This window comes from Nonomuraea sp. NPDC050680, from assembly GCF_040654555.1.
GTDB lineage: Bacteria > Actinomycetota > Actinomycetes > Streptosporangiales > Streptosporangiaceae > Nonomuraea.
In genome coordinates this window covers 841,351-863,574 of the sequence record NZ_JBFAIF010000004.1, presented here as the reverse complement: position 1 = coordinate 863,574, position 22,224 = coordinate 841,351, and the positions used below count along the sequence as shown (strand labels likewise).

Here is a 22,224-nt window from a genome sequence, read left to right as displayed (position 1 = left end):
AGGGAATCACCCCATCCAGGCGAAAGTGTCCGGGTTGGGGCCGATGCGGCCGTTCTCCTGGTTCAGCGCGCCGATGGCCGCCATGTCCTCGTTGTCGAGGACGAAGTCGAACACCTCGAAGTTCTCCTTGATCCGCGCCGGCGTGACCGATTTGGGGATCACCACGTTGCCGAGCTGGATGTGCCAGCGCAGCACGATTTGCGCGGGTGTCCTGGCGTGCTTCTCCGACAGCACGGCGAGTGCCGGGTCGCCGAGCAGGCCCTTGCCCTGCCCCAGCGGGCTCCACGCCTCTGTGAGGATGCCGTTGGCCTCGTGGAACTCCCGCAGCCCGCGCTGCTGGAAGTACGGGTGCAGCTCGATCTGGTTGATGGACGGAACGATGTCGGCCTCGTCGATGACCCGGGTGAGCGTCTCGACGGTGAAATTGGACACACCGATCGCCTTGGCCCGACCCTGACGGTAGATCTTCTCCAGGCCGCGCCATGCCTGCAGGTACTTGTTCCGCGCCGGCACCGGCCAGTGGATCAGATACAGGTCCACGTAGTCGAGACCGAGCCGGGACAGGCTCTCGTCGAACGCCTCCTCCGCCCGCTCATGGTCGCTGTTGAAGAGCTTGGTGGTGACGAACAGCTTCTCGCGCGGGATCCCCGAGGCGCGTACGGCCCGGCCGACGCCCTCCTCGTTCCCGTACGCGCTGGCGGTGTCGATATGGCGGTAACCGGCTTCCAGGGCGGCCGTCACGACCTGTTCGGCCTCGTCGCTCGGCACCTGCCAGACGCCGAACCCGAGCTGCGGCACCTGTACGCCGTCGCTGTTGAGTAGTAGCGAGTTCATGGTCCCATTGTTCATGTCCCGTTTCTGGCGGCTTAAGGCGGCCGGGCTAGCTTGAAGCGGTCGTGATCGGGCTATCACCCCGCGGGGGTAACAGAGTGGGCAAACAGGCGTCGGCCTGGGTGGAGTCCCCGCTTCAGATGCTGTGCGCCATAGAGGCGCACCGCGCTGGGATGCTCGGGCCTGCCACGCTCGTCGTGCCGCGTGCCGGGCTGCGAGCGCTCAAGGCCACCCGCCGGGAGCTGTCCGGCCTGACTCTGCCCGAGGGGTTGGAGCTGGCCGAGCCGCGCGAGCGCATGCCGCGTTCCCCGCACGCCATCGGCGACGCCTTCTCCGGCCGGGTTCAGCTGCGCTGGCTCGTCTCCCATCCGGGTCGCATCGTGATCGTCGACGACGGGCTGGCCACGCTCCGGTTGCTGTCCCTGCTGGCCGCGGGGCCGTACAAGCCGCTGTTGCGGGCGCGGGCCCAGCCGGGAAAGCTGCGCGCGGCGCTTGGGCTGGCGGCGGCGATCAGGTTGCGCGCGAGCCGGGTGTCGGTCTTCACCGCGCTGCCGGTGACCGACGAGCTGGCGGTGGCCGTCCGCGCGGCGGGCGTCGACCTGGTCCGCCACGACTTCGGCTGGCTGCGCGAGCAGCCGCTGGGCGGGCCAGGACCGGCCGAGCGGACCGTCGTGCTCGGCACCTCTCTGGTCAGGAACGGACTGGTCCACCGGGACCGCTACCTGAGCTGGCTGATGGACCTGGCCGCCGAGGAGCCGCTCGCCTACTTCCCGCACCGCCGCGAGGACCCCGCTGACGTGGCGGTCATCCGCGAGCGGCCCGAGATCACCGTGCACGACGCCGGCGTGCCCGCCGAGCTGACACTGCGCGGCCTCGACCCCGCCCAGCGGGTGCTCAGCCTGCCGTCCACCGCGATCTCCTCGCTGCGCGTGCTGCTCGGCCCGCGCGGCGTCGCGGTCGAGGCGGTGGACGTGCCGGACGACTGGTGGACCAGCAGGGCGGCCCCCGACCTGCGTTCCCATCTGACCGGAGTCGCCGGATGACCGGCTTACCCCGCAGCTGATCGGAATGGCCAGGTGACTGGCTCATCCCGCGGCTGATCGGAGTCGCCGGGTGACCGGCTTGCTCCGTACGTGACTGGAACGGCCGGTTAAGACGGGCGTTCACCCATACGACTGGGCCTCTGCCCGTATCTGACTGGAGTGACCACTTGAGAGTGCTGGCCGTGGCCGACTCCGACTCGTACCTGAAGTGGGCGGCCTGCCTGCTCGACGACCTGCCACCCGGCTGCGAGAGGGACCTCGCGGTGGTGCGTACGCCGATCGCGCCGTCGCCCGATCAGATCGCCGCCGCCGTGGGCGAACGTCCCGCGCCGCCGCTGATGGCGGCACGGGCGGTGCGGCGTCTGGCGGAGCGGACGCGGCCGGACGCGATCATCGTGGCCTGTACGGGGCCGGTCGTGGACGTGCTGGTGGCCGAGGCGTTCGCCGGGCTGCGGCCGCGGCCGGTGTTCGTGACCGGGCTGCCGGGCATCTCGGTGCCCGCCACGGAGAAGGCGTGGCTGTTCCGCAGCGGGTGCGACCTGTTCGTGGTGCACAGCGAGCGGGAGGTGGCCGAGTTCGCCGGGATCGCCGCCCAGCTCGGCGGGGGAGGGGCGGTCGGCTTGGCCCGGCTGCCGTTCCTGCGCCCGCGGGCCGTGCGCGGCGGCGGGAACCGGGTGGTGTTCGCCACCCAGGCCAAGGTGCCGCGCGAGCGCGAGGATCGCGAACGCATCCTGCTGTCCCTGGCCGAGCTGGCCGCCCGCCGCCCGGACCTGGACGTGGTGGTGAAGCTGCGCGCCCTGGAGGACGAGCGGCAGACGCACAACGAGCGCTTCCACTACCAGCGGCTCTGGCGCGAGCTCGGTGAGCCGGGGCGGGTGGCGTTCGAGGCGGGCTCGATGCACGACCAGCTGGCTCAGGCGGCCGGGTTCGTGACCGTCAGCTCGACGGCGGCCCTGGAGGCCATCGCGCAGGACGTGCCGCTGCTGGTGCTGAGCGACTTCGGCGTGAGCGCGGAGATGATCAATCTGGTGTTCGAGGACAGCGGGCTGCTGGGCACGCTCGACGAGCTGGCCGGCGCCGGCTTCCGCGCCGCCGACGCCGGGTGGTGCGCGGCCAACTACTTCCACCCGGTGGAGCGCAACGACTGGGCCGGGCTGCTGGGCGGCCTGGTGGCCGGCGGCCCGCGGGTCCCGGCCAGGTCGCTGCTCGACGGACCGGAGCACGCCGCCGCCCGCCGCCGGGCCAGGATGCGCCTGGACGTGCCGCCCACCGTGCTGCGCGCCGGTTACCGGGCCAAGCGGCGGATGCGCCGGTATCTGCGGGCGCTGTCCTGAGGCCGTTGCCAGCCGTCCTAAGGCCGTTGCCCAGGAAAAAGCTGTCCTGAAGCCGTTGCCCCCGGAGGGTGCCTCCGGGGGCGCCGCCCGTTCAGATCGCTGAGCGGATCTTGCGGCGCAGCCGCGTCAGCGCCGTGGGCTTGGCCGTCAGGCCGAGCGTCTCCAGGCGCTTGCGCTTGAAGTAGCGCGGGTCGAAGTCGAAGTCCGCCGGCCGCAGCTCCGGGTAGGTCTCGGCCTGCATGCAGTAACCCACGGCCTGGATCAGCTCCCGCAGGTAGCCGCGCGGCGCCGGCTCGATCGTGCCGTCCGCCGCCATGCGGGGCAGCAGCGCGTCGACGATCGTGGCGGGCACCCGGTTGCTGTTCTCGTACGGGGCCAGCCGCTCCAGCACCAGATCGGTGCCGTACGAGGCCACCGGCAGCCCGAAGTAGCGCCCGGCCGTGATCAGGCCGGTCGAGAAGCAGCCCACGACCAGCTCGGGCCGGAGCGCCGAGAAGCACACCTCGGCCGGCACGCTCTCCCCGGCGACCAGCAGCCGCACGTCCATCGGCTCGGCGGCGGCCCTGAGCAGCTGCGCGTGCCTGCGCCCGGCCGCCGGGTGCGGCTTGAACACGACGGTCGAGTAGCCCCGGGCGACGAGGCCGCGCAGCATCGACTCGTGCAGCGCCGCCTCCTCCTCCGGCGTGACGATCTCCAGCGCGGACAGGTACTGCCCGAGGATCATCGCCTGCCCGGCCAGCATGTCGGGCGCGGTCGTCGCCACCTGCCGGACCACCGCCAGGAACGCCTCGTCCGGCAGAATCTGGGCCGGCACGCCGTACTCGCTGAGCAGGAGCGGCTCCAGTCCCGGCACGAGGTCCAGGTGCAGCAGGCGGGTGATGCGGCGGAAGATCTCGGCGGGCAGCGGGTCGCGGGTCGGGCCGTAGCTCATCAGGCCGTCGGAGTAGACGGTGATCGGGCAGTCGCGCACCAGCCCGGCGATCGTCCGGGCGGGTGGCACCGCGATCGACTCCAGCACCAGCTCGGTCGCGTCGTCGAGCCCCAGATGGGCGCGGATCAGCCGTTCCATCATCGGCACCTCGATGACGCGGGCCTTCCAGTCCGACGGGTGCAGCGGCGCGATCAGGTCGTTCCACGAGTGGATCTCGTCGAAGCGGGAGCGCAGCACCGCGAAGCCCGGCGTCCGGTCGAGCGGGAGGGTCACCTCGGGGATCGCCGCGTTGTTGGACACGATGAGGACCCGGCGCCCCTCGGCGAAGCGGCCGTCGTCGATCCCGGCCGCCAGCGACATCGCCCCGAACAGCGTCGAGGCGTAGAAGACGGTCGTCATGAGTCCTCCCGTTCGCGGCGCGGCCGCACGTGGGGGTTCGGGGGGAGGTCGGGCAGCAGGGCCCGCAGGATGGCCTCGCGTTCCATGGACATCCGCGACACCACGTCCGCCACCAGGCCGGTGGGCAGCGTGCGCACCATCTCCGCGCCGCGCTCCTCGAACCGGGCGCGCAACTGCGGGGTGAAGCGGTCGGCGATCTCCAGGTGGTGGGCGAGCAGCGCGCAGAAGTTCCGTACGGCCTTGGGCAGGAACTCCTCCTCGAGGTCCTTGAACACCAGCTCGAAGGCGTCGAAGAAGTGCAACTGCCGCTCGTCGCCCACCCGCGTGAGCGACCCCGAGACCATCCGCCGGTAGAACACCCCGGCCAGGGAGATCACCGCGAACGAGGCCGCCTCCCTGTGCAGCCGCCAGATCCACGGCCGGTCCTCGGCGGTGTGCAGCGAGCCGGGGAAGTGCAGCAGGTCGTGCAGCGAGCGCCGGTAGACGCCGGCCCAGGCGTAGGGATAGTCGACCATGGTCCGCACGTTCGCGGGCAGGATCGCGTCCCTAGGGTTGAGCACCACGCCCCGCCGCGCCAGCGGAGCGCGGTGCACGACCCGCTTACGTCCCTCGACCTGTACGTGGTCGGCGCGGACGAAGTCGCAGCCGAGCCCGTCGATGGCCTCGACGAGCCGGGCCAGGTAGCCGGGGGCGAGCCAGTCGTCGCCGTCCATGAACGTGACGTACCGGCCGGAGGCGGCCGACAGCCCGGTGTTGCGCGCGTCGGCGAGCCCGACCGGCGCCGGATTGCGCAGGATGGACAGGCCGGGCAGGTCGGCGCGGAAGTCCTCGGCGATGGCGCCGGTGGCGTCCACCGACCCGTCGTCCACGACGATGAACTCGAAGTCGCGCCGGGCGTTGCGGCAGAGTGAGGCGAGCGCGTCGGCGATGAAGCGCTCACCATCACGCACGGGCACGATGACGGACAGAGTGGTCAAGATCGCGCTCGTCAGACGGTGACGCGACGCAGGCGGGCCTTGGGGGCCTCCTCACCGGGGAAGACGCGCTTGACGCCGTCGCCCATCGCCTGCTCGATGATCCGGATGTCGCGCACCAGGTGCTCCAGACCCGACGGCTCCAGCGACGCGGCGTGGTCGGAGCCCCACATGGTCCGGTCGAGGGTGATGTGCCGCTCCACGCAGACCGCGCCGAGCGTCACCGCGGCCAGCGAGATCTGCAGGCCACGCTCATGCCCGGAGTAGCCGACCGGCACGCCGTAGCGCTCCTTGAGGGTGGTGATCGTGCGCAGGTTCGCCTCCTCCGGCGGGAGGGGATAGGTGGAGGTGGCGTGCATCATGATCAGCTTGTCGGTGCCGAGGATCTCGACGGCCTGGTCGATCTCGGAGAGCGTGGACATGCCGGTCGACAGCATCAGCGGCTTGCCCGTCGCCGCGAGGGCGCGGAGCAGCTCGTGGTCGGCGACGCTGGCCGAGGCGATCTTGTGCGCCACGACGTCCATCTCCTCCAGGAAGTCGATGGAGGGCACGTCCCACGGCGAGGCGAACCAGTGCAGGCCGCGCTCGTCGCAGTACTTGGCGATCTGGCGGTACTCGTCGTAGCCGAACTCGGTCCGCTCCTTGTACTCCAGATAGGTCATCTCGCCCCAGGGCGTCTGCCTGATCTGCCCCTTCTGCGCCTCGGGCACGCAGATGGCCGGGGTGCGCTTCTGGAACTTGACCGCCTGGCAGCCCGCGTCGGCCGCCACGTCGATGAGCCGGCGGGCCAGGTCGAGGTCGCCGTTGTGGTTGATGCCGATCTCGCCGATGACGTAGACGGGCTCGCCGTCGCCGACCTGCACCTCGCCGACCGCCACCGGGCCGAACCTGGGACGCTGCCTGACCTCGGGCGTGGGCTCCGCGGGCCGGGCCGCCACGACCCGGTCGCACAGCTCGCGTACGGCTCCCTCGCCGCCCGCCTTGGACAGCACGACCCTGGCGGCCGCCCGGACCCGCGGGTGCGCGTCGGGCACCGCGATCGGCCAGCCCACTTCGGCCATCGGGCCCAGGTCGTTGACGTCGTTGCCCACGTAGGCGACGCGAGCCGGGTCGAGGCCCTCGATCGTCAGCCAGTCGCGCAGCACGACCCGCTTCTCGGCGATGCCCTGCAACACGGGCACGCCCAGCTTGCGGGCGCGGGCGGCCACGACCGGGTTGTGCTCGGTCGACATGACCAGCACCTTCACCCCGGAGCGGCGCAGCAGCGCGATGCCCATCCCGTCGGAGCGGCTGACCAGCACCATCTCGCGGCCGTCGGAGTCGACGTAGGCGCGGTCGTCGGTGTGCACGCCGTCGAAGTCGGTGATGACCGCGTCGACGTCGATCGGCTCGGGCAGGTCCACGAACGGGGCCAGCGCGCGGGCCAGCTCCAGGTCCTCGGGGTCGTCGATCTCGATCGCGTGCCGTACGGGCACCGGCTGCACGGCGATGGTGCCGAAGAAGCGGTGGCCGTGCTCGCGCAGTCCGGAGGTGCGCATGACGTAGAACGCGCCGTTCTCGCGGAACTGCGGCTCACGGTCCTGCCTGCGCGGCCTGAACGCGGGGTCGTGGTTGATCCCGCCGCCGGCCGGCGTCCAGAGGAACTCGTGCGTGGGCAGGCCCGACACGACCGCGTCGGCCTCGCCGTCGAGCACCTTGCGCACGGCCGCCGACAGGTCGTCGGAGTCGATGAACGCGCTGGTGCACTGCACGAGCACGACCACTTCCGGGTCCTCGCCGAGCGTGTCGAGCGCGTGCAGGACCGCCGACTCGCTGGAGGCGGTCGAGCCGCTCAGCTCCTCCGGACGGTCCACGACGAGCGCGCCCGCCTCCTTGGCGGCCTCGGCGATTCCCGCATGGTCGGTGCTGACCACCACCCGGTCGATCAGCTCGCTGCGCAGCGCGGCGCGGACGGCTCGGGTGACCAGGGGGATTCCACCGACCGGCGCGAGGTTCTTCAGGGGAACACCCGCGGAACCACCGCGGGCGGGAACAACGGCCAGGACTCGCAACGTGAACTCCTCAGTGCTTACGGATTGCATCCCGAAGCTAGAGGCACGGATTGAACGAGCAGCATCCCCTTAATTAACTTTCCGGGGGGATCCGGTAGAGCAACTCTGGACGGCCCACTCCTCCGTACTGTGGCATCCGTAGCGCGATCCCCAGCTCCACCAGGTGTTCCAGGTATCTGCGGGCCGTCACCCGGGAAACTCCGGCCGCCGTCCCCACGGCCTGCGCCGACATCCCCGCGGGGCGCCCGCGCAGCTCGGCGACGACCACGTCGAGGGTGTCGCGGGCCATGCCTTTCGGCAGCTCGGAGCGGCCGCGCAGGGTGCCGAGCACCCGGTCCACGTCGCCCTGCCCGACGATCTCGCCGGCCTCCTCCTTGAACCGGGCATAGCGGGTCAGCTTCTCGTGCAGTGTCGAGAAGGTGAACGGTTTGAGGAGGTACTGGGAAATGCCCAGGGACACCGCCGAGCGCACCATGGCCAGATCGCGCGCGGAGGTGACCGCGATCACGTCGCACAGCAGCCCGCCCGCCCGTACGGCCCGGCAGACCTCCAGCCCGGGCATGTCGGGCAGGTACAGGTCGAGCAGGATGAGATCGACCGGCGTGCGCCGCAGGAACCGCAGCGCCTCCCCGCCCGAGCGCACCACGCCCGCCACCTCGAAGCCCGGCACCCGGGCCACGTAGATGCGGTTGGCCTCGGCGGTGATCTCCTCGTCCTCGACGACCAGCACCGAGATCATCGGACCGACTCCGGTACGGGCTCGGGCACGGGCAGCCGCACCGTGAACACCGAGCCGTCCACCTCGATCGAGCCGCCCAGCCGCCGCACCGCCTGCCCGACCAGCGCGAGGCCCAGCCCGTGCCCGTCGCCCTTGGTGGTCCAGCCCTTCCGGAACGCGTCCGGCGCGATCAGACCGGGCCCGTCGTCGGCCACCCTGATGAGGAAGCCGTCCGGCCCTGCCCGCAGCAGCACCTCGACCCGCGTCGCCGCGTCGATGGCGTTGTCGATGAGGTTGCCGACGATCGTGACCAGCTCCCCGGCGTCGAGGCCGAGATCGTCCAGCTCGCTGTCCTCGCTGATCACCAGCTCGCCGCCGCGCTCGGCCGCCTCCGCGCTCTTGCCCAGCAGCAGCGCGGCCAGGACCGGCTCGCGCACCGCGCCCATCACCCGGTCCGTCAGGTGCTGGGCCGCCCGCAGCTCCGCGGTGCCGAATGCCACCGCCTGCTCCGTACGGCCCAGCTCCACCAGCGTGATGACCGTGTGCAGCTTGTTGGCCGACTCGTGGGCGGCCGACCGGAGCGACTCGGCGAACCCGCGCTCGGCGTCCAGCTGCCCGGCCAGCGCCTGCAGCTCGGTGTGATCTCGCACGGTCACCACGGTGCCCAGCCTGCTGGCCGCGCCGTTGACGGCCAGCACCCGGTCGCCGACCAGGTGCACCCGCTCCTCCTGGCCCGCGTCCAGCACCTGCGACAGGCCCAGCTCGTCCAGGTGCCGCCCTTCGGCGTCGGCGGGCAGGCCGAGCAGTTGCCGCGCGGCGTCGTTGCAGAGCGTCAGCGTGCCGTCCTTGCCGACCAGCAGCAGCCCCTCGCGTACGGCGTGCAGCACCGCGTCGTGGTGTTCGTGGATGCGGCCCAGCTCGGCCGGGCCGAGCCCGTGTGTCTGCCGGCGCAGCCGGGCGGTCACCAGCCAGGTGCCGGCGGCGCCGAGGGCGAGCACGACCAGGGCGATGAGCCCGGTCCAGAAGAGCAGGCCGCGCAGCCGGGCGCTCACTCTCTCGACCTTGATGCCCGCGCTGACCAGCGCCCGCACCGGGCCGCTCGCGCCGTTCGCGCGGACCGGGGCGACCGCCCGCACGGACGGGCCGAGCGTGCCGGTGTAGGTCTCGGTGAACGTCTGCCCGCGCAGGGCCTGGTCGATGTGGCCGAGGAAGCGCTTGCCGATCTCCGCCGGGTTGGGGTGGGTGTAGCGGGTGCCGTCGGGCTTCATGATGGTGACGAAGTCGACGCCCGTGTGGGCGCGTACCTGCTCGGCGAACGGCTGCAGGCGGCTGCTCGGCGACGGAGCGTCGAGTGCGGCCAGCACGTCGGGCGAGGCCGCGACAGCGGTGGCCGCCGCCCTGGCCTGGGCCGTCGCCTCGGCCGTGACGAGGTTGCCGGCCAGCACGGAGACGAGCGTGGCGGCGCTCACCAGGGTCAGGACGACCACGAACAATTGCAGGGCCAGCATCTGGCCGGCCAGGGTCCATCGGCTCATGGGAATCTCTTCAGTGTACGAAACTTACGCAATAGTGACCTGCATCACCACAGAGCGCATATTCGCATGGTTAGCAGTCTCGCCCATACGACCGGAGACCGTCCCATGCGTCGTGATCGCACCCACCTTCTCTACATGGCCGTCATCGTGGCGGTGCTGCTAGGGATCCTGGTCGGATTCGTCTGGCCGGACGTCGGCAAGGAGCTCAAGCCGCTCGGCACCGCGTTCGTCAACCTCGTCAAGATGATGATCGGCCCGATCATCTTCTGCACGATCGTGCTCGGCGTCGGCTCGGTCAGCAAGGCGGCCAAGGTCGGCAAGGTCGGCGGCCTCACCATCGGCTACTTCACCATCATGTCCACCGTAGCTCTGATCATCGGACTCGTGGTCGGCAACTTCATCGATCCGGGCTCAGGGCTGCACCTGACCGACGCGGCCAAGCAGGCCGCGGAGGCCGAGGCGGCCAAGGGGGCCGCAGCCGGATCGACCGACTTCCTGCTCAGCATCATCCCCACCACGCTGGTGTCGGCGTTCACCGAGGGGCAGACGCTGCAGACGCTGCTGGTCGCGCTCCTCGTCGGGTTCGCGCTGCTGGCCATGGGAAGCAAGGCCGCGCCGATCCTGACGGCCGTCGAGCACATCCAGCGACTGGTGTTCCGCATCCTCGCCATGATCATGTGGGCGGCGCCGATCGGCGCCTTCGGCGCCATCGCCGCCGTCGTCGGCGCCACCGGCCTGGACGCGCTCAAGGCCCTGGGCATCATCATGGTCGCCTTCTACATCACCTGCCTGCTGTTCGTCGGCCTCGTGCTCGGCCCGCTGCTGTGGATGGTGGCCAAGGTCGGCATCTGGCCGCTCTTCCGCTACCTGGGGCGCGAGTTCCTGCTGATCCTGTCCACGTCGTCGTCCGAGGCCGCGCTGCCTCGGCTGATCGCCAAGATGGAGCACCTCGGCGTGAGCCGTACGGTGGCCGGCATCACGGTGCCGACCGGTTACTCCTTCAACCTCGACGGCACCGCGATCTACCTGACCATGGCCACGCTGTTCGTCGCCTCGGCCACCGGAGCGCCGCTGGCGTTCGGCGAGCAGATCGCGCTGCTGCTGTTCATGATGATCGCCTCCAAGGGCGCGGCAGGCGTGACCGGAGCGGGCCTGGCCACGCTGGCCGGTGCCCTGCAGTCGCACCGGCCCGCGCTGGTGGACGGCGTCGGCCTCATCGTCGGCATCGACCGGTTCATGTCCGAGGCCCGTGCCCTGACGAACTTCGCCGGCAACGCGGTCGGCACCATCCTCGTCGCCACCTGGACAGGGGATTTCGACAAGGAACGAGCCACCGAGGTGCTCGCCGGCAACGTGCCGTTCGACGAGGCGACGCTGCTGGACGAGGACGAACAGCCCGAGCCGCCCGCGGCGGACGACGAGCGACGGGAGATGTCACCGGTCTGAGTCGTCGCCGGACGAGCGGGGGATGCCGCAAGCTCTGAGCCGGGTCAGAGCTTGCGGCCGATGCCCGCGTAGCCCATCCGCGCCGTCTCCTCGTCGAGGTAGATCGTCTCCTGTGGGTCGGTGAACGGCCAGCCGATCTCCGGCCCCAGGCCACTGGCCAGCCCCGGCGGGATCAGCTCGAAGTCACCGAAGAACCGGGCGATCTCCGTGCCGGGGCGCGGGCAGAACGGTGAGTTGGCCTTCTGGTAGAAGTCAATGATCTTGGCCACCTGCTCCGGCGCGACGTCGTTGCCGATATGGGAGATGGCCAGGTAGCTGCCCGGCGCCAGCGCGTCCCGGTAGGCGGCCACGAACTCCTGCGGCCGGTCCTCGTCGGGCACCAGGTGCAGGAAGAACATCATGAGCACCGCGACCGGCCGGTCGAAGTCCAGCACGGACAGCACCTCGGGATGCCCGAGGAGTTTCTCCGGCTCACGGCCGTCGCCCAGCACCATGGCGACCTTCTTCGGGTCGGCCAGCAGGGCGCGGCCGTGCGCGGCGACCACGGGGTCGTTGTCGACGTAGACGACGCGCGCGTCCGGCGCGAACCGGTGGGCGACCTCGTGCACGTTCTCCGCGGCCGGGAGGCCGGAGCCGAGGTCGAGGAACTGGGTGATGCCCTGACGGCACAGGTATTCGACCACTCGCCCGATGAACTTGCGGTTCTGCCTGGTGCCCTCTCTGACCTCGGGAAGGACGCTCATCACCAGTTCGGCGAGATCCCGGTCGGCCTTGAAGTTGTCCTTGCCGCCAAGAAAGTAGTCGTACATCCGCGACGCGTTAGGGATGTGCGGGTCCACACCTTGCGGCGCTTGTTCCGTCATGCGCCCATGATCTCGGACAAACGACCAGTAAATCCACCGTTTCATGTCACAAGGTGACCAACGGGAGGTGGATCAGTCACACGGCAGGCAGCCTCAGGACGAAGCGGGCGCCGCCGGAGCACTCCTCGACGTGGATCTCGCCGCGATGCGCCACCGCCACGTCGCGCGCGATGGCCAGGCCCAGGCCGGTGCCGCCGGAGTCGCGGCTGCGAGCCGCGTCCAGGCGGGTGAAGCGCTCGAAGATGGACTCGCGGTCGGCCCGCGCGATCTCCACGCCGTCGTTCTCCACAGCCAGTACGGCCATGTCCCCGTCCCTGGTGACCACCACCTTGATGATGCTCTCGGCATGCCGCTGGGCGTTGTCCAGCAGGTTCGTCAGCACCCGGGCCAGCTGCAGGCGTACCCCCTCCACCACGACGCCCTCGTCCAGCATCAGCTTGACGGGCAGCCGGTCGTCGCGGGCCGACAGCTCGTCGCGGACCAGGCCGGCCAGATCCACCCGCTCCTTCACCACGTCCACGCGGGAGCCGATCCTGGCCAGCAGCAGCAGGTCGGTGATGATCGCTTCGAGCCGGTCGGTGTCGCGCAGCGCGCTGTCCACCAGCGCGATGAAGTCGGTGTCCTCAGGGTAGAGCTGGGCGCTCTCCAGCTGCGCGCGCAGCCCGGCGATGGGGGTACGCAGCTCGTGCGAGGCGTCGGAGGCGAACCGCCGCTGCTGGTAGGCGGAGCGTTCCAGGCGGGCCAGCGTGCCGTTGATGGACCTGGCGAGCTGGGCGAGCTCGTCCTTCCCTGACGGCTGGGTCACCCGGCGGCTCAGGTCGCTGGCGTTGACCGCGTCGAGCTCGACCCGCATCGCGCCCACCGGCCGCAGCGCCCGGCCCATGACCAGCCAGGTCGTCCAGGTGGCCAGCGCGATGAGCACGAGGATCTGCGCGAGCACGACGGCCTCCAGGATCCTCGTGTCCAGCAGGCCAGGGGTGGTGCGCCCGGCGTACACGACGTTCGAGGCCGGCGACGGCGACGCGCGGACGGCCGTCAGGTGGACGCACTGCCTCGGCAGGCAGTGCGTGGTGCTGATGACCCGGTCGTCCGCGGTGGGCCAGACGTCGCTGAGCGGCGGCAGGTTGCGGGCCGCGTCGCTCGTCGCCACCACCTGACCGCTCGGGGTGACGACCTGGATCAGGTCGACGGAGGGGTCGATGAGCGGCATCGTCGCACCCAGCGGGAGGTCGCCCACGCGCCACTCGGCCGCCACCTGCTCGGCGGAGTCCCTGGTCTGCCGCCACACGTTCGCCTCGACCACGGACCTGGCCACGACGATGCTGCCGGTCCCTACGGGGATCAGCACAGCGGTGGCCACGGCGGCCGCCACCAGCGTGACGCGGCCGCGGAGAGAACTCGCCCATAGGCGTGACATCAAATCGAGGCTACTAACGGCATTTGCCCCGATATGCCGGGTAATAGGAAAGCTTGTCCCATTCTCCGGCTACACCGACGGCTCGTCCCGCGTCAGCGCTGGAGCCACACCGTGGTGTCGGGCGGCAGGGTGCCGTCCGCGTCGAGCGGGCCGCTCGACAGCAGCACCTCGCCGGTCACCTCCACCGGCTGGTCACTGGTGTTCAGCATGACGACCAGGCCGGGCGAGCGCTCGATGGCCAGCACGTCCTTGGGCGAGTCGAGCCAGGTCAGCGTGCCGCCGCCGAGTGCCGGGTGGGCCTTGCGCAGGCGCAGCGCGGCCCGGTAGAGGTTCAGCGTGGAGCCGGGGTCGTCGTGCTGGGCCTCGACCGACAGCGGGGCCCACGAGGCGGGGATCGGCAGCCACGGGTCCCGCCAGCCGAGGCCGGGGGCGGTGGTCCACGGGATCGGCACCCGGCAGCCGTCGCGGCTCTCGCCGCTGCGCAGGAAGGCCGGGTCCTGCCGCAGCTCGTCGGGCAGGTCGAGCACCTCGGGCAGGCCGAGCTCCTCGCCGTTGTAGAGGTAGGCCGAGCCGGGCAGCGCCAGCATCAGCAGCGTGGCCGCCTTGGCCCTGGCCAGGCCGCCGTGGCGGGTGACGTGCCGGGGCTTGTCGTGGTTGGACAGCACCCAGGTGGTCGGCGCGCCCACCAGCTCCGCCTCGGCCAGCGCCTTCTCGATGACCGCGCGGAAGGATTTGGCGTGGAAGTCGGCCAGCAGGAAGTCGAAGTTGAACGCCTGGTGCAGCTCGTCGGGGCCGACGTAGCGGGCCAGCCGCTCGGGCGAGGACACCCACGCCTCGGCGACGGCCATCCGCCCGCCGGGGTAGGAGTCGAGGATCGGCCGCCACTCGCGGTAGATCTCGTGCACGCCGTCCTGGTCGAAGTACGGCACGCGCTCGTCGCCGAGCATCTCGGCCTGCCGGCCCTCCTTCGGCCCCACGTCGGGCAGCCCGGCGGCCTTGACCATGCCGTGCGCCACGTCGACGCGGAAGCCGTCCACCCCGCGCTCCAGCCAGAACCGCAGGATGTCGCGGAACTCGGCCCGCACCTCCGGGTTGTCCCAGTTGAGGTCGGGCTGCTCGGGCGCGAACAGGTGCAGGTACCACTGCCCGTCGGCCACCTGGGTCCAGGCGGGGCCGCCGAAGATGGACTCCCAGTCGTTGGGCTGGTCCCGGAAGATGTAGCGGTCGCGCAGGCCCGCCTGGAACCACGGGTGCCGGTCGGAGGAGTGGTTCGGCACCAGGTCCACGATCACCCTGATGCCCAGTTCGTGCGCGTCGGCGATCAGGCCGTCGAGGTCGGCCAGCGTGCCGAACATGGGGTCCACGTCGCGGTAGTCGGCCACGTCGTAACCGCCGTCGGCCATCGGCGAGGTATAGAAGGGGCTCAGCCAGATGGCGTCCACGCCCAGCTCGGCCAGGTAGTCCAGGCGCTCGCGCACGCCCGGCAGGTCTCCCATGCCGTCGCCGTTCGCGTCGGCGAAGCTGCGTGGGTAGACCTGGTACACGACGGCGTCCCGCCACCAGTCGTCGTTGCCGAGCATGGGGGTCCTTTCGGGGGATTGTCCGTGATGTCTGGTGCAGGATGGCCTGCATGGTTGAGTGGGGTCAAGTGTAAGTTGCGGAAAGTTGCAGATGGGGCCCCACTTCTCCCCGGCGATCGGTTGACGAGGTCAAGGGAGTATCCAGCGGGTCTGGATCGGGTAACGCTCTTTCGCAAGTTCTTCCAAATTTTGCAAAGAGTCGCTAACGTCCCGGAAACATAAGCCGCGAAAGCGGTCAATTGCTCCCTCCGTGACCTCAGGAGGTCCCATGCGCAAGCGAGCCCTGGGTGTGGCCGCTCTCACGTCCCTGGCATTAACCGCCACGGCCTGCGGTGGTTCTCAGCCCGGCACCCCCTCCGCCGCCCCCAGCGGTTCCGCCGCCGCCGCCTCGGCCCCCGCCGACAAGGGCAGCGGCAAGCTGGTGATCTGGGCCGACCCCAACCGGGTCAAGGCGCTCAAGCCCTTCGCCGAGCAGTTCGGCACCGAGAACGGCGTGACCGTCGAGGTGAAGGAGATCAGTAAGGACAACCAGCAGACCTTCCTCACCGCCTCCCAGCAGGGCAGCGGCCCGGACATCATGGTCGGCGCGCATGACTGGATCGGCAACCTGGTGCAGAACGGCGCCATCGACCCGGTCAACCTCACCGACGCGCAGAAGGCGGCCTTCCCGGAGATCGCCATCAAGGCGGTCACCTTCGACGGGCAGGTGATGGCCGCGCCGTACGCGGTGGAGAACATCGCGCTGATCCGCAACACCAAGCTCGCGCCCGAGGCCCCCGCGACGCTCGAGGACATGGTCAAGAAGGGCAAGGAGCTCAAGGCGGCGGGCAAGGTCAAGGAGGTGCTCTGCCTGCCGGTGGCGCAGAAGGGCGACGCCTTCCACGTCTACTCGATCTTCGCGGCGGGCGGCGGCTCGCTGTTCGGCACCACCGCCTCCGGCGACCCGGACCCGAAGAAGGTGCTGCTCGGCTCGCCCGACTCGGTCAAGGCGTTCGGCAAGCTGAAGGAGCTGGGGGAGAAGGGTGACGGCGCGCTCAAGACCTCCATCACCAACGAGAACTACGTCGCCAGTTTCGCCGGCGGCAAGTGCGCGTTCCTGATCTCCGGCCCCTGGGCCATGGGCGACGTGAAGAAGGGCGGCATCAGCTACGACATCACGCCCGTCCCGTCGTTCAAGGACGGCAAGCCCGCCACCCCGTTCGTCGGCGTCCAGTCGTTCTTCGTGGCCTCCAAGGGCAAGAGCAAGACCCTGGCGCAGGAGTTCGTCGCCAACTACGTGACCAACAAGGACGTGGCCAAGGCCCTGTACGCGGCCGACCCCCGGCCGCCGGCGCTGACCGAGGCGCTACAGGAGGTCGGCGCGACCGACCCCGACGCGGGCAAGTTCATGGACGCGGGCAAGAACGGCCTGCCGATGCCGGCCATCCCCGAGATGCAGGCCGTCTGGGAGCCGTTCGGCATCGCCGAGGCGGCGGTGGTCAAGGGCGGCGACGCGGCCAAGGCCGCCGAGGCCGCGCAGAAGGCCATCGACAGCTCGCTCAAGAACTGACGTCATGACCCTGGACGTGCGTGCGGCCGCGGGATCCCATGCTCCCCCGCGGCCCCGCCGCGAGATCACCACGGCGTTCCTGGTCAGCAGGGTCGTGGTGCTCGCGGTGGCGGCGGCGCTCCTGGTGTACGCGGCGCCGCCCCTGGTCGCCGCCGGGTCGTGGCCCGCCCTGGTGGTCCTCGGCCTGGCCACCGCGGCCATCGCCTACCTCTACCTGACCCGCCGCTTCATCCCGGCCAAGTACCTGATCCCCGGCACGATCTTCCTGATCGCCTTCCAGGTGTTCCCGGTCCTCTACACGGTGAGCACGGCGTTCACGAACTTCGGCGACGGCCACCGCGGCGACAAGCAGGCCGCCATCACCGCGATCGAGACCGGCTCCGTCCGGCAGGCGCCCGGCTCACCCGAGTACAGCCTGACCACGGCGCTGAAGGGCGACCGGCTGGTCTTCCTCCTCGTGGACCCGAAGACCAAGCAGGTCCAGGCGGGCGACCCGGCCGGGCTCGCGCCGGTGACCGGTGCCCAGGTGGGCGTGACGGGCAAGGTGCTGCGGGCGCCCGGCTTCACCGTGCTGACCGCGCCGCAGGCGGCGGCCAGGGCGCAGCAGATCGCGGCGCTGGCCGTACCGACCCGCGGCGGCCTGATCAAGGCGAACGGCCTGAGCCGCGCGGTCGAGGGACGCTCGGCGCTGGTCTACGACGCGCAATGCGACTGCGTCCAGGGCGAGGGCGACCGATGGAAGGCCGACGAGGGGCAGGGCTACTTCGTCAACGCCACGGGCGCGCACCTCGCGCAGGGCTGGCAGGTGAACGTCGGCCTCGCGAACTTCAGCCGCGTCCTGACCAACCCCACGATCTCCGGGTACTTCATCGGGGTCTTCGGGTGGAACGTGGTGTTCGCGCTGGTCTCCGTGGCGGCCACGTTCGCGCTCGGCATGGCCGTGGCGCTGGCGCTGCACCACCCGCGCATGCGCGGCACCCGCTTCTACCGGATCGCGCTGATCCTGCCGTACGCGATGCCCGCCTTCGCGATGCTGCTGGTCTGGCGGGACATGTTCAACCGCGACTTCGGGCTGGTCAACCAGCTCTTCGGACTGGACGTCGACTGGATGGGGCAGCCGTCCACCGCCAGGTTCGCGGTCATCCTGGTCAACCTCTGGCTGGGCTTTCCGTACATGTTCCTGGTGACCACGGGCGCGCTGCAGGCCATCCCGCGCGAGCTGACCGAGGCGGCCTCCATCGACGGGGCGACGCCGTGGCAGGGCTTCCGCAAGGTGACGCTGCCGCTGCTGCTGGTGGCGCTGACGCCGCTGCTGATCTCGTCGTTCGCCTACAACTTCAACAACTTCAACGCGATCGCGCTCACCAGTGAGGGCGGCCCGTTCCCGGCGGAGAGCCCGCAGGTGGGGGCCACCGACCTGCTGATCACCTACACCTTCCGGCTGGCGTTCGGCACCTATGGCGCCCAGTTCGGCTTCGCCGCCTCGATCTCGGTGTTCATCTTCGCGATCGTGGCGATCATCTCCGCGGTGGCGTTCCGCCGGACCCGCAGACAGGAGGAGGTCTACGCATGAGACTCGCGCTGCGGCACGTGTTCGTGCTGGTGGTGTGTGTGTTCGCGGTCTTCCCGATCCTGTTCGTGGTCTCGGCCGCGATCAACCCGCTGGGCACACTGGCCTCCACCGACCTGCTGCCGACCGGGGCGAGCCTCGGGAACTTCGCCGACCTGTTCACCTCCGACCGGTATCCGTTCGCCAGGTGGTTCCTCAACTCGGTGTTCGTCGCGCTGACGTCGTCGTTCGCCAGCCTGCTGCTGTCGATGTTCGCCGCCTACGCCTTCAGCAGGATGCGGTTCCGGGGGCGCCGGGTCGGGCTGCTGGCACTGCTGCTCATCCAGATGTTCCCGCAGTTCCTGGCCATCGTGACGATCTTCATGATCTTCACCAAGGTGACCGAGCTCTATCCCGCGTTCGGGTTCAACACCGTGTGGGGGCTCATGCTGCTCTACCTGGGCGGCGCGCTGGGCGTGAACACCTGGCTGATGAAGGGCTTCCTCGACACCGTCCCCAAGGAGCTCGACGAGGCGGCCACGGTCGACGGCGCCACGCACGCGCAGATCTTCTGGCGGGTCATCATGCCGCTGGTCACGCCGATCCTCGCGGTCACCGCGCTGCTGGCCTTCATCGGCACGATGAGCGAGTTCATCATGGCCAACGTCTTCCTGCGCGATCCGGAGAGCAAGACGCTGGCCGTGGGCATGTACGGAATGATCGCGGGGGACCAGCGCAACGCCAACTTCGGTATGTTCGCCGCGGCCACGCTGCTCACCGCCGTCCCCACGGTCGGCGTGTTCCTGTGGTTGCAGAAGTACATCGTCTCCGGGCTCACGGCCGGGGCCGTCAAGGGATAGGTCTCATTGCGCTTCCTCGGCGAGCCGCATCACGACGGCTCCGCTCTGTACGTCTCCACCCAGGCGCCGGCGCCCGGCTCGACGGTGACGGTCCGGCTGCGGGCGCCGCTGTCGGCCGGGATCACCGGGGTGCACGTCCGTACGGTCCGCGACGGCGAACCCCGCTTCACCGCCGCATCGCCCGAGACCCCCGGCGCCGTCGGCGGCTACGGCGAGACGGACGTCTGGTGGCGCGCGGACCTCGTCGCCGCCAACCCGGTCACCCCGTACCGCTTCCTCCTGCACACCACGGGCGGCCAGGCGTGGCTGACGGCCGCCGGGCTCGTCACGCACGATGTCACCGACGCCACCGACTTCCGGCTGGTCTGCCACGAGGCGCCGCCCCCGTGGCTGGCCGACGCGATCGTCTACCAGATCTTCCCTGACCGTTTCGCCAGGTCCAGGCCGATGCGGGAGCTGCCGGACTGGGCACTGCCGCGCGACTGGGACCGCGACCCGGTCATCCCCTCGGGCCCCGGCACCTCCCAGCAGTTCTACGGCGGCGATCTCGACGGCATCGTCCAGCGGCTGGACCACGTCCAGGCGCTCGGCGTGGACACCGTCTACCTGACGCCGATCTTCCCGGCCCGCTCCAACCACCGCTACGACGCCGCCGACTTCGACCGCGTCGACCCGCTGCTCGGCGGCGACGAGGCGCTGCACCGGCTCGCCGACGCGCTGCACGCGCGCGGCATGCGGCTGATCGGCGACATCACCACCAACCACTGCGGCCGGACGCACCCCTGGTTCACCGCCGCGATGTCCGACGTGGGCGCGCCCGAGCGGGAGATGTTCTACTTCGACCCCGCCACCGGCGACTACGAGTCCTGGTACGGGGTCAAGTCGCTGCCCAAGCTCAACTGGGGCGGCGACCTGGTGCGGGCCCGGATACCGGCCGTACTGAAGAAGTGGCTGGGCCCGCTCGACGGCTGGCGCGTCGACGTCGCGAACATGACCGGCCGGCACGGCCGCGACGACCACAACCACGAGATCGCCGCCCTGCTGCGGCGCGCGATCGGGCCCGGCGCGGCGCTCATCGCCGAGCACTGCCATGACGCCTCGCCCGACCTGGACCGCGACGGCTGGCACGGCACGATGAACTACGGCGGCTTCACCCGGCCGGTGTGGGCCTGGCTGCGCTCGCCCGACCTGGAGCTGGCGCACTTCCTCGGCGTGCCCGGCGGCGTGCCGTCGCGTGACGGACTCCAGACCTACGCGACGTTCCGCGCCTTCGCCTCCCACCTGTCGTGGCGTTCGCAGGCGCACTCATGGCAGCTGCTCGACTCGCACGACTCGCCGCGCATCCGCACCGTGACCGGCTCGGCGGAGCGTCACCTCGTCGCGCTCGGGCTGCAGGCCACGCTGCCGGGCACGCCGATGGTGTTCGCGGGCAGCGAGTTCGGGCTGAGGGGGGTCAACGGCGAGCACGCGCGTACCCCCATGCCCTGGGACCGGCCCGCCGACCAGGACCTCGCGACGCTGGCCGCCTACCGGGACCTGCTCGGCCTGCGCCGGGCCGAGCCCGCGCTGCGCCACGGCGGGCTGCGGTGGCTGCACGCCGACGCCGACTGCCTGGTCTTTCTCCGGGAGAGCGCCGAGGAGTCGCTGCTGGTGTGCGCGCGCAGGGCACCGGGCCGGCCGCTTTCCCTTCCCACGCGGGCGGCGGGGGTTTATAACGCTTCTGACACCGATGTGTTGCCGGGTGATGGCCCTTCGCTGCGTGTCTGGCGCCTCACGCGCTGACGCGCTAGCGTGGGCGACCCCCCAGCGTTCAGATTTAAACTAGATAGTGGTGTGTACGCATGAGGTTGCTCTCCGTGGCCGTCATCGCCTCGCTCGCGCCCGTCCTCCCGGCTTCGGCTCTCGCCCGCGCGGGCACCACCTACTACGTCGATTCGCGGACGGGCGACGACTCGGCTGCCGGGACCAGCGCCACCAAGCCCTGGAAGTCACTGGAGAAGATCGGCGCCGCCGACCTCAAACCCGGCGACGCGGTCAGCGTCAAACGCGGCAGCAAGTGGACGGGCACGCTCACCCTGACCGCCAAGGGCACGGCGGCCAAACCCATCGTCATCCAGCCGTACGGGACCGGCCCCATGGCGAAGATCTCCGGCATGGACGGCAACTGCGTCGTCGTGAGCGGCAACCACTGGCGCATCAGCGGCCTGCGCGCCTCCGGCTGCCAATGGGCGGGATTCGAGCTGAGCGGCGACGGCAACGAGCTCGTCGGCGTACGGGCCGACCGCAACATCGCCGGCGTGCTGGTGCCCCCCAGTGGCTCCCGCAACGTCATCAGGGACAGCACGCTGACGTCCAACGCCCGGATGAGCGTGAACGACTCCGAGCCCGACAACGACTCCGGGGCGTTCGGCGTGCTGCTGAACGGCGACGACAACACGGTGACCGGCAACACCATCACCGGCAGCTACGCGCCGAGCAACGACTACGGCTTCGACGGGGCGGCGGTCGAGATCTTCGACGGCGACCGCAACCTGATCACGCACAACACCGCCCGCGACAACGAGACGTTCACCGAACTCGGCGCCCGCAAGGGGAAGACGGCCGCCGGGAACGTGTTCGCCTTCAACGTGGTCACCTCCTCACGCAAGCATGGATCGTTCCTGATCACCCGTGGCCCCCAGCACATCGTCGGCCCGGTGACGGGGACCATCGCGGTGCACAACTCGGTCTACCTGCCCGCGCGCGCGACGATCGGCTGGTCCTGCCACGGTGGCTGCTCGCCGTCGATACTCAAGCTGCGCAACAACGCGATCTCGGTCGGCGGTCAGGCCGGGTACGAGGACGGGAAGGGCGCCGACGACGCGGGCGGCGTGTACAAGGGGCGGACGTACGCGTTCAAGCTGGGGCCCAAGTCGGTGAAGGCGGACCCCCGCTTCGTCTCCCGTACGGACCTCCACCTGCGGCCCGGTTCGCCCGCGATGGGGCGGGGCGTCCGGCTCGGTGCCGCGTGGTTCGGCCGGGCGTCGGGCGGCACGGACATCGCGGGCCTGCCCGCCGCCCCGAACGCCGGCGCCTTTCAGCGCTGAACCTCCCTGTATTTCGGGATATAGCCTGTAATTCTGGATATCGCCTGCTCACCAACCC

17 protein-coding genes are annotated in these 22,224 nt (G+C 70.5%); 8 read left to right on the top strand and 9 right to left on the bottom strand.

The genetic code is table 11. From position 1 onward, the window contains the following. Nucleotides 1-6: 6 nt before the first annotated feature. The gene (locus tag AB0H88_RS19580) at nt 7-834 is read right to left on the bottom strand and encodes an aldo/keto reductase (protein WP_357646258.1); all 828 of its coding nucleotides are present in this window, start codon (nt 832-834) and stop codon (nt 7-9) included. A 119-nt stretch (nt 835-953) separates the two neighbouring features. Between AB0H88_RS19580 and AB0H88_RS19575 the strand changes: the two genes are divergently transcribed. Together AB0H88_RS19575 and AB0H88_RS19570 are read left to right on the top strand one after the other, a co-directional pair. Further along, nucleotides 954-1,874, top strand: a complete 921-nt coding sequence (locus AB0H88_RS19575) for a hypothetical protein (RefSeq protein ID WP_357646256.1) — start codon at nt 954-956, stop codon at nt 1,872-1,874. Between the two features lie 173 nt (nt 1,875-2,047). Further along, nucleotides 2,048-3,208, top strand: coding sequence for a DUF6716 putative glycosyltransferase (locus tag AB0H88_RS19570; protein ID WP_357646412.1), 1,161 nt, complete (start codon nt 2,048-2,050; stop codon nt 3,206-3,208). Nucleotides 3,209-3,299: 91 nt separating this feature from the next. On the opposite strand, the gene AB0H88_RS19565 is transcribed toward AB0H88_RS19570, so the two are convergent. From AB0H88_RS19565 to AB0H88_RS19545, 5 genes are all read right to left on the bottom strand, one after another. Next, complete coding sequence (locus AB0H88_RS19565; RefSeq protein ID WP_357646255.1) at nt 3,300-4,538, bottom strand: polysialyltransferase family glycosyltransferase; 1,239 nt, start codon at nt 4,536-4,538, stop codon at nt 3,300-3,302. Next, the gene (locus tag AB0H88_RS19560; RefSeq protein WP_357646253.1) at nt 4,535-5,515 is read right to left on the bottom strand and encodes a glycosyltransferase family 2 protein; all 981 of its coding nucleotides are present in this window, start codon (nt 5,513-5,515) and stop codon (nt 4,535-4,537) included. The genes AB0H88_RS19565 and AB0H88_RS19560 overlap by 4 nt, the downstream gene beginning before the upstream one ends. A gap of 11 nt (nt 5,516-5,526) precedes the next feature. Beyond that, entirely contained in the window at nt 5,527-7,563 is a 2,037-nt protein-coding gene (locus tag AB0H88_RS19555) for an N-acetylneuraminate synthase family protein (protein WP_357646251.1), read from the bottom strand. A 73-nt stretch (nt 7,564-7,636) separates the two neighbouring features. Beyond that, nucleotides 7,637-8,302 carry a response regulator gene (locus tag AB0H88_RS19550; protein ID WP_357646249.1) on the bottom strand — a complete coding sequence of 222 codons (666 nt, stop codon included), beginning with the start codon at nt 8,300-8,302 and terminating at the stop codon, nt 7,637-7,639. Further along, a complete protein-coding gene (locus AB0H88_RS19545) occupies nt 8,299-9,816 on the bottom strand; it encodes a sensor histidine kinase (RefSeq protein WP_357646247.1) in 1,518 nt (505 codons plus the stop codon). Before AB0H88_RS19545 ends, AB0H88_RS19550 begins: the two co-directional genes overlap by 4 nt. 105 nt (nt 9,817-9,921) lie before the next feature. Between AB0H88_RS19545 and AB0H88_RS19540 the strand changes: the two genes are divergently transcribed. After that, nucleotides 9,922-11,262, top strand: coding sequence for a cation:dicarboxylase symporter family transporter (locus AB0H88_RS19540; RefSeq protein WP_357646245.1), 1,341 nt, complete (start codon nt 9,922-9,924; stop codon nt 11,260-11,262). A gap of 44 nt (nt 11,263-11,306) precedes the next feature. Here AB0H88_RS19540 and AB0H88_RS19535 read toward each other — a convergent pair whose 3' ends face one another. The 3 genes from AB0H88_RS19535 to AB0H88_RS19525 all read right to left on the bottom strand — a co-directional run bounded on the left by AB0H88_RS19535 (nt 11,307) and on the right by AB0H88_RS19525 (nt 15,122). Next, nucleotides 11,307-12,125, bottom strand: coding sequence for an SAM-dependent methyltransferase (locus tag AB0H88_RS19535; RefSeq protein ID WP_357646243.1), 819 nt, complete (start codon nt 12,123-12,125; stop codon nt 11,307-11,309). Between the two features lie 76 nt (nt 12,126-12,201). After that, nucleotides 12,202-13,542 (bottom strand): HAMP domain-containing sensor histidine kinase, encoded by a 1,341-nt coding sequence (locus tag AB0H88_RS19530; protein ID WP_357646241.1) that lies wholly within the window; start codon nt 13,540-13,542, stop codon nt 12,202-12,204. 92 nt (nt 13,543-13,634) lie between these two features. Next, nucleotides 13,635-15,122, bottom strand: a complete 1,488-nt coding sequence (locus AB0H88_RS19525; RefSeq protein ID WP_357646239.1) for a glycoside hydrolase family 13 protein — start codon at nt 15,120-15,122, stop codon at nt 13,635-13,637. A 268-nt stretch (nt 15,123-15,390) separates the two neighbouring features. On the opposite strand from AB0H88_RS19525, the gene AB0H88_RS19520 reads away from it, so the two are divergent. The 5 genes from AB0H88_RS19520 to AB0H88_RS19500 are packed head-to-tail and all read left to right on the top strand — an operon-like array spanning nt 15,391 to nt 22,166. Continuing rightward, nucleotides 15,391-16,671 (top strand): maltose ABC transporter substrate-binding protein, encoded by a 1,281-nt coding sequence (locus tag AB0H88_RS19520; protein ID WP_357646237.1) that lies wholly within the window; start codon nt 15,391-15,393, stop codon nt 16,669-16,671. Nucleotides 16,672-16,675: 4 nt separating this feature from the next. Then, the gene (locus tag AB0H88_RS19515; RefSeq protein WP_357646236.1) at nt 16,676-18,244 is read left to right on the top strand and encodes an ABC transporter permease subunit; all 1,569 of its coding nucleotides are present in this window, start codon (nt 16,676-16,678) and stop codon (nt 18,242-18,244) included. Continuing rightward, nucleotides 18,241-19,080, top strand: a complete 840-nt coding sequence (locus AB0H88_RS19510) for a sugar ABC transporter permease (protein WP_357646234.1) — start codon at nt 18,241-18,243, stop codon at nt 19,078-19,080. The genes AB0H88_RS19515 and AB0H88_RS19510 overlap by 4 nt, the downstream gene beginning before the upstream one ends. Nucleotides 19,081-19,086: 6 nt before the next feature. Further along, complete coding sequence (locus AB0H88_RS19505; RefSeq protein WP_357646232.1) at nt 19,087-20,862, top strand: glycoside hydrolase family 13 protein; 1,776 nt, start codon at nt 19,087-19,089, stop codon at nt 20,860-20,862. Nucleotides 20,863-20,921: 59 nt separating this feature from the next. After that, nucleotides 20,922-22,166: a right-handed parallel beta-helix repeat-containing protein gene (locus tag AB0H88_RS19500; protein WP_357646230.1), complete on the top strand. Its 1,245-nt coding sequence runs from the start codon at nt 20,922-20,924 to the stop codon at nt 22,164-22,166. Nucleotides 22,167-22,224 lie beyond the last annotated feature (58 nt).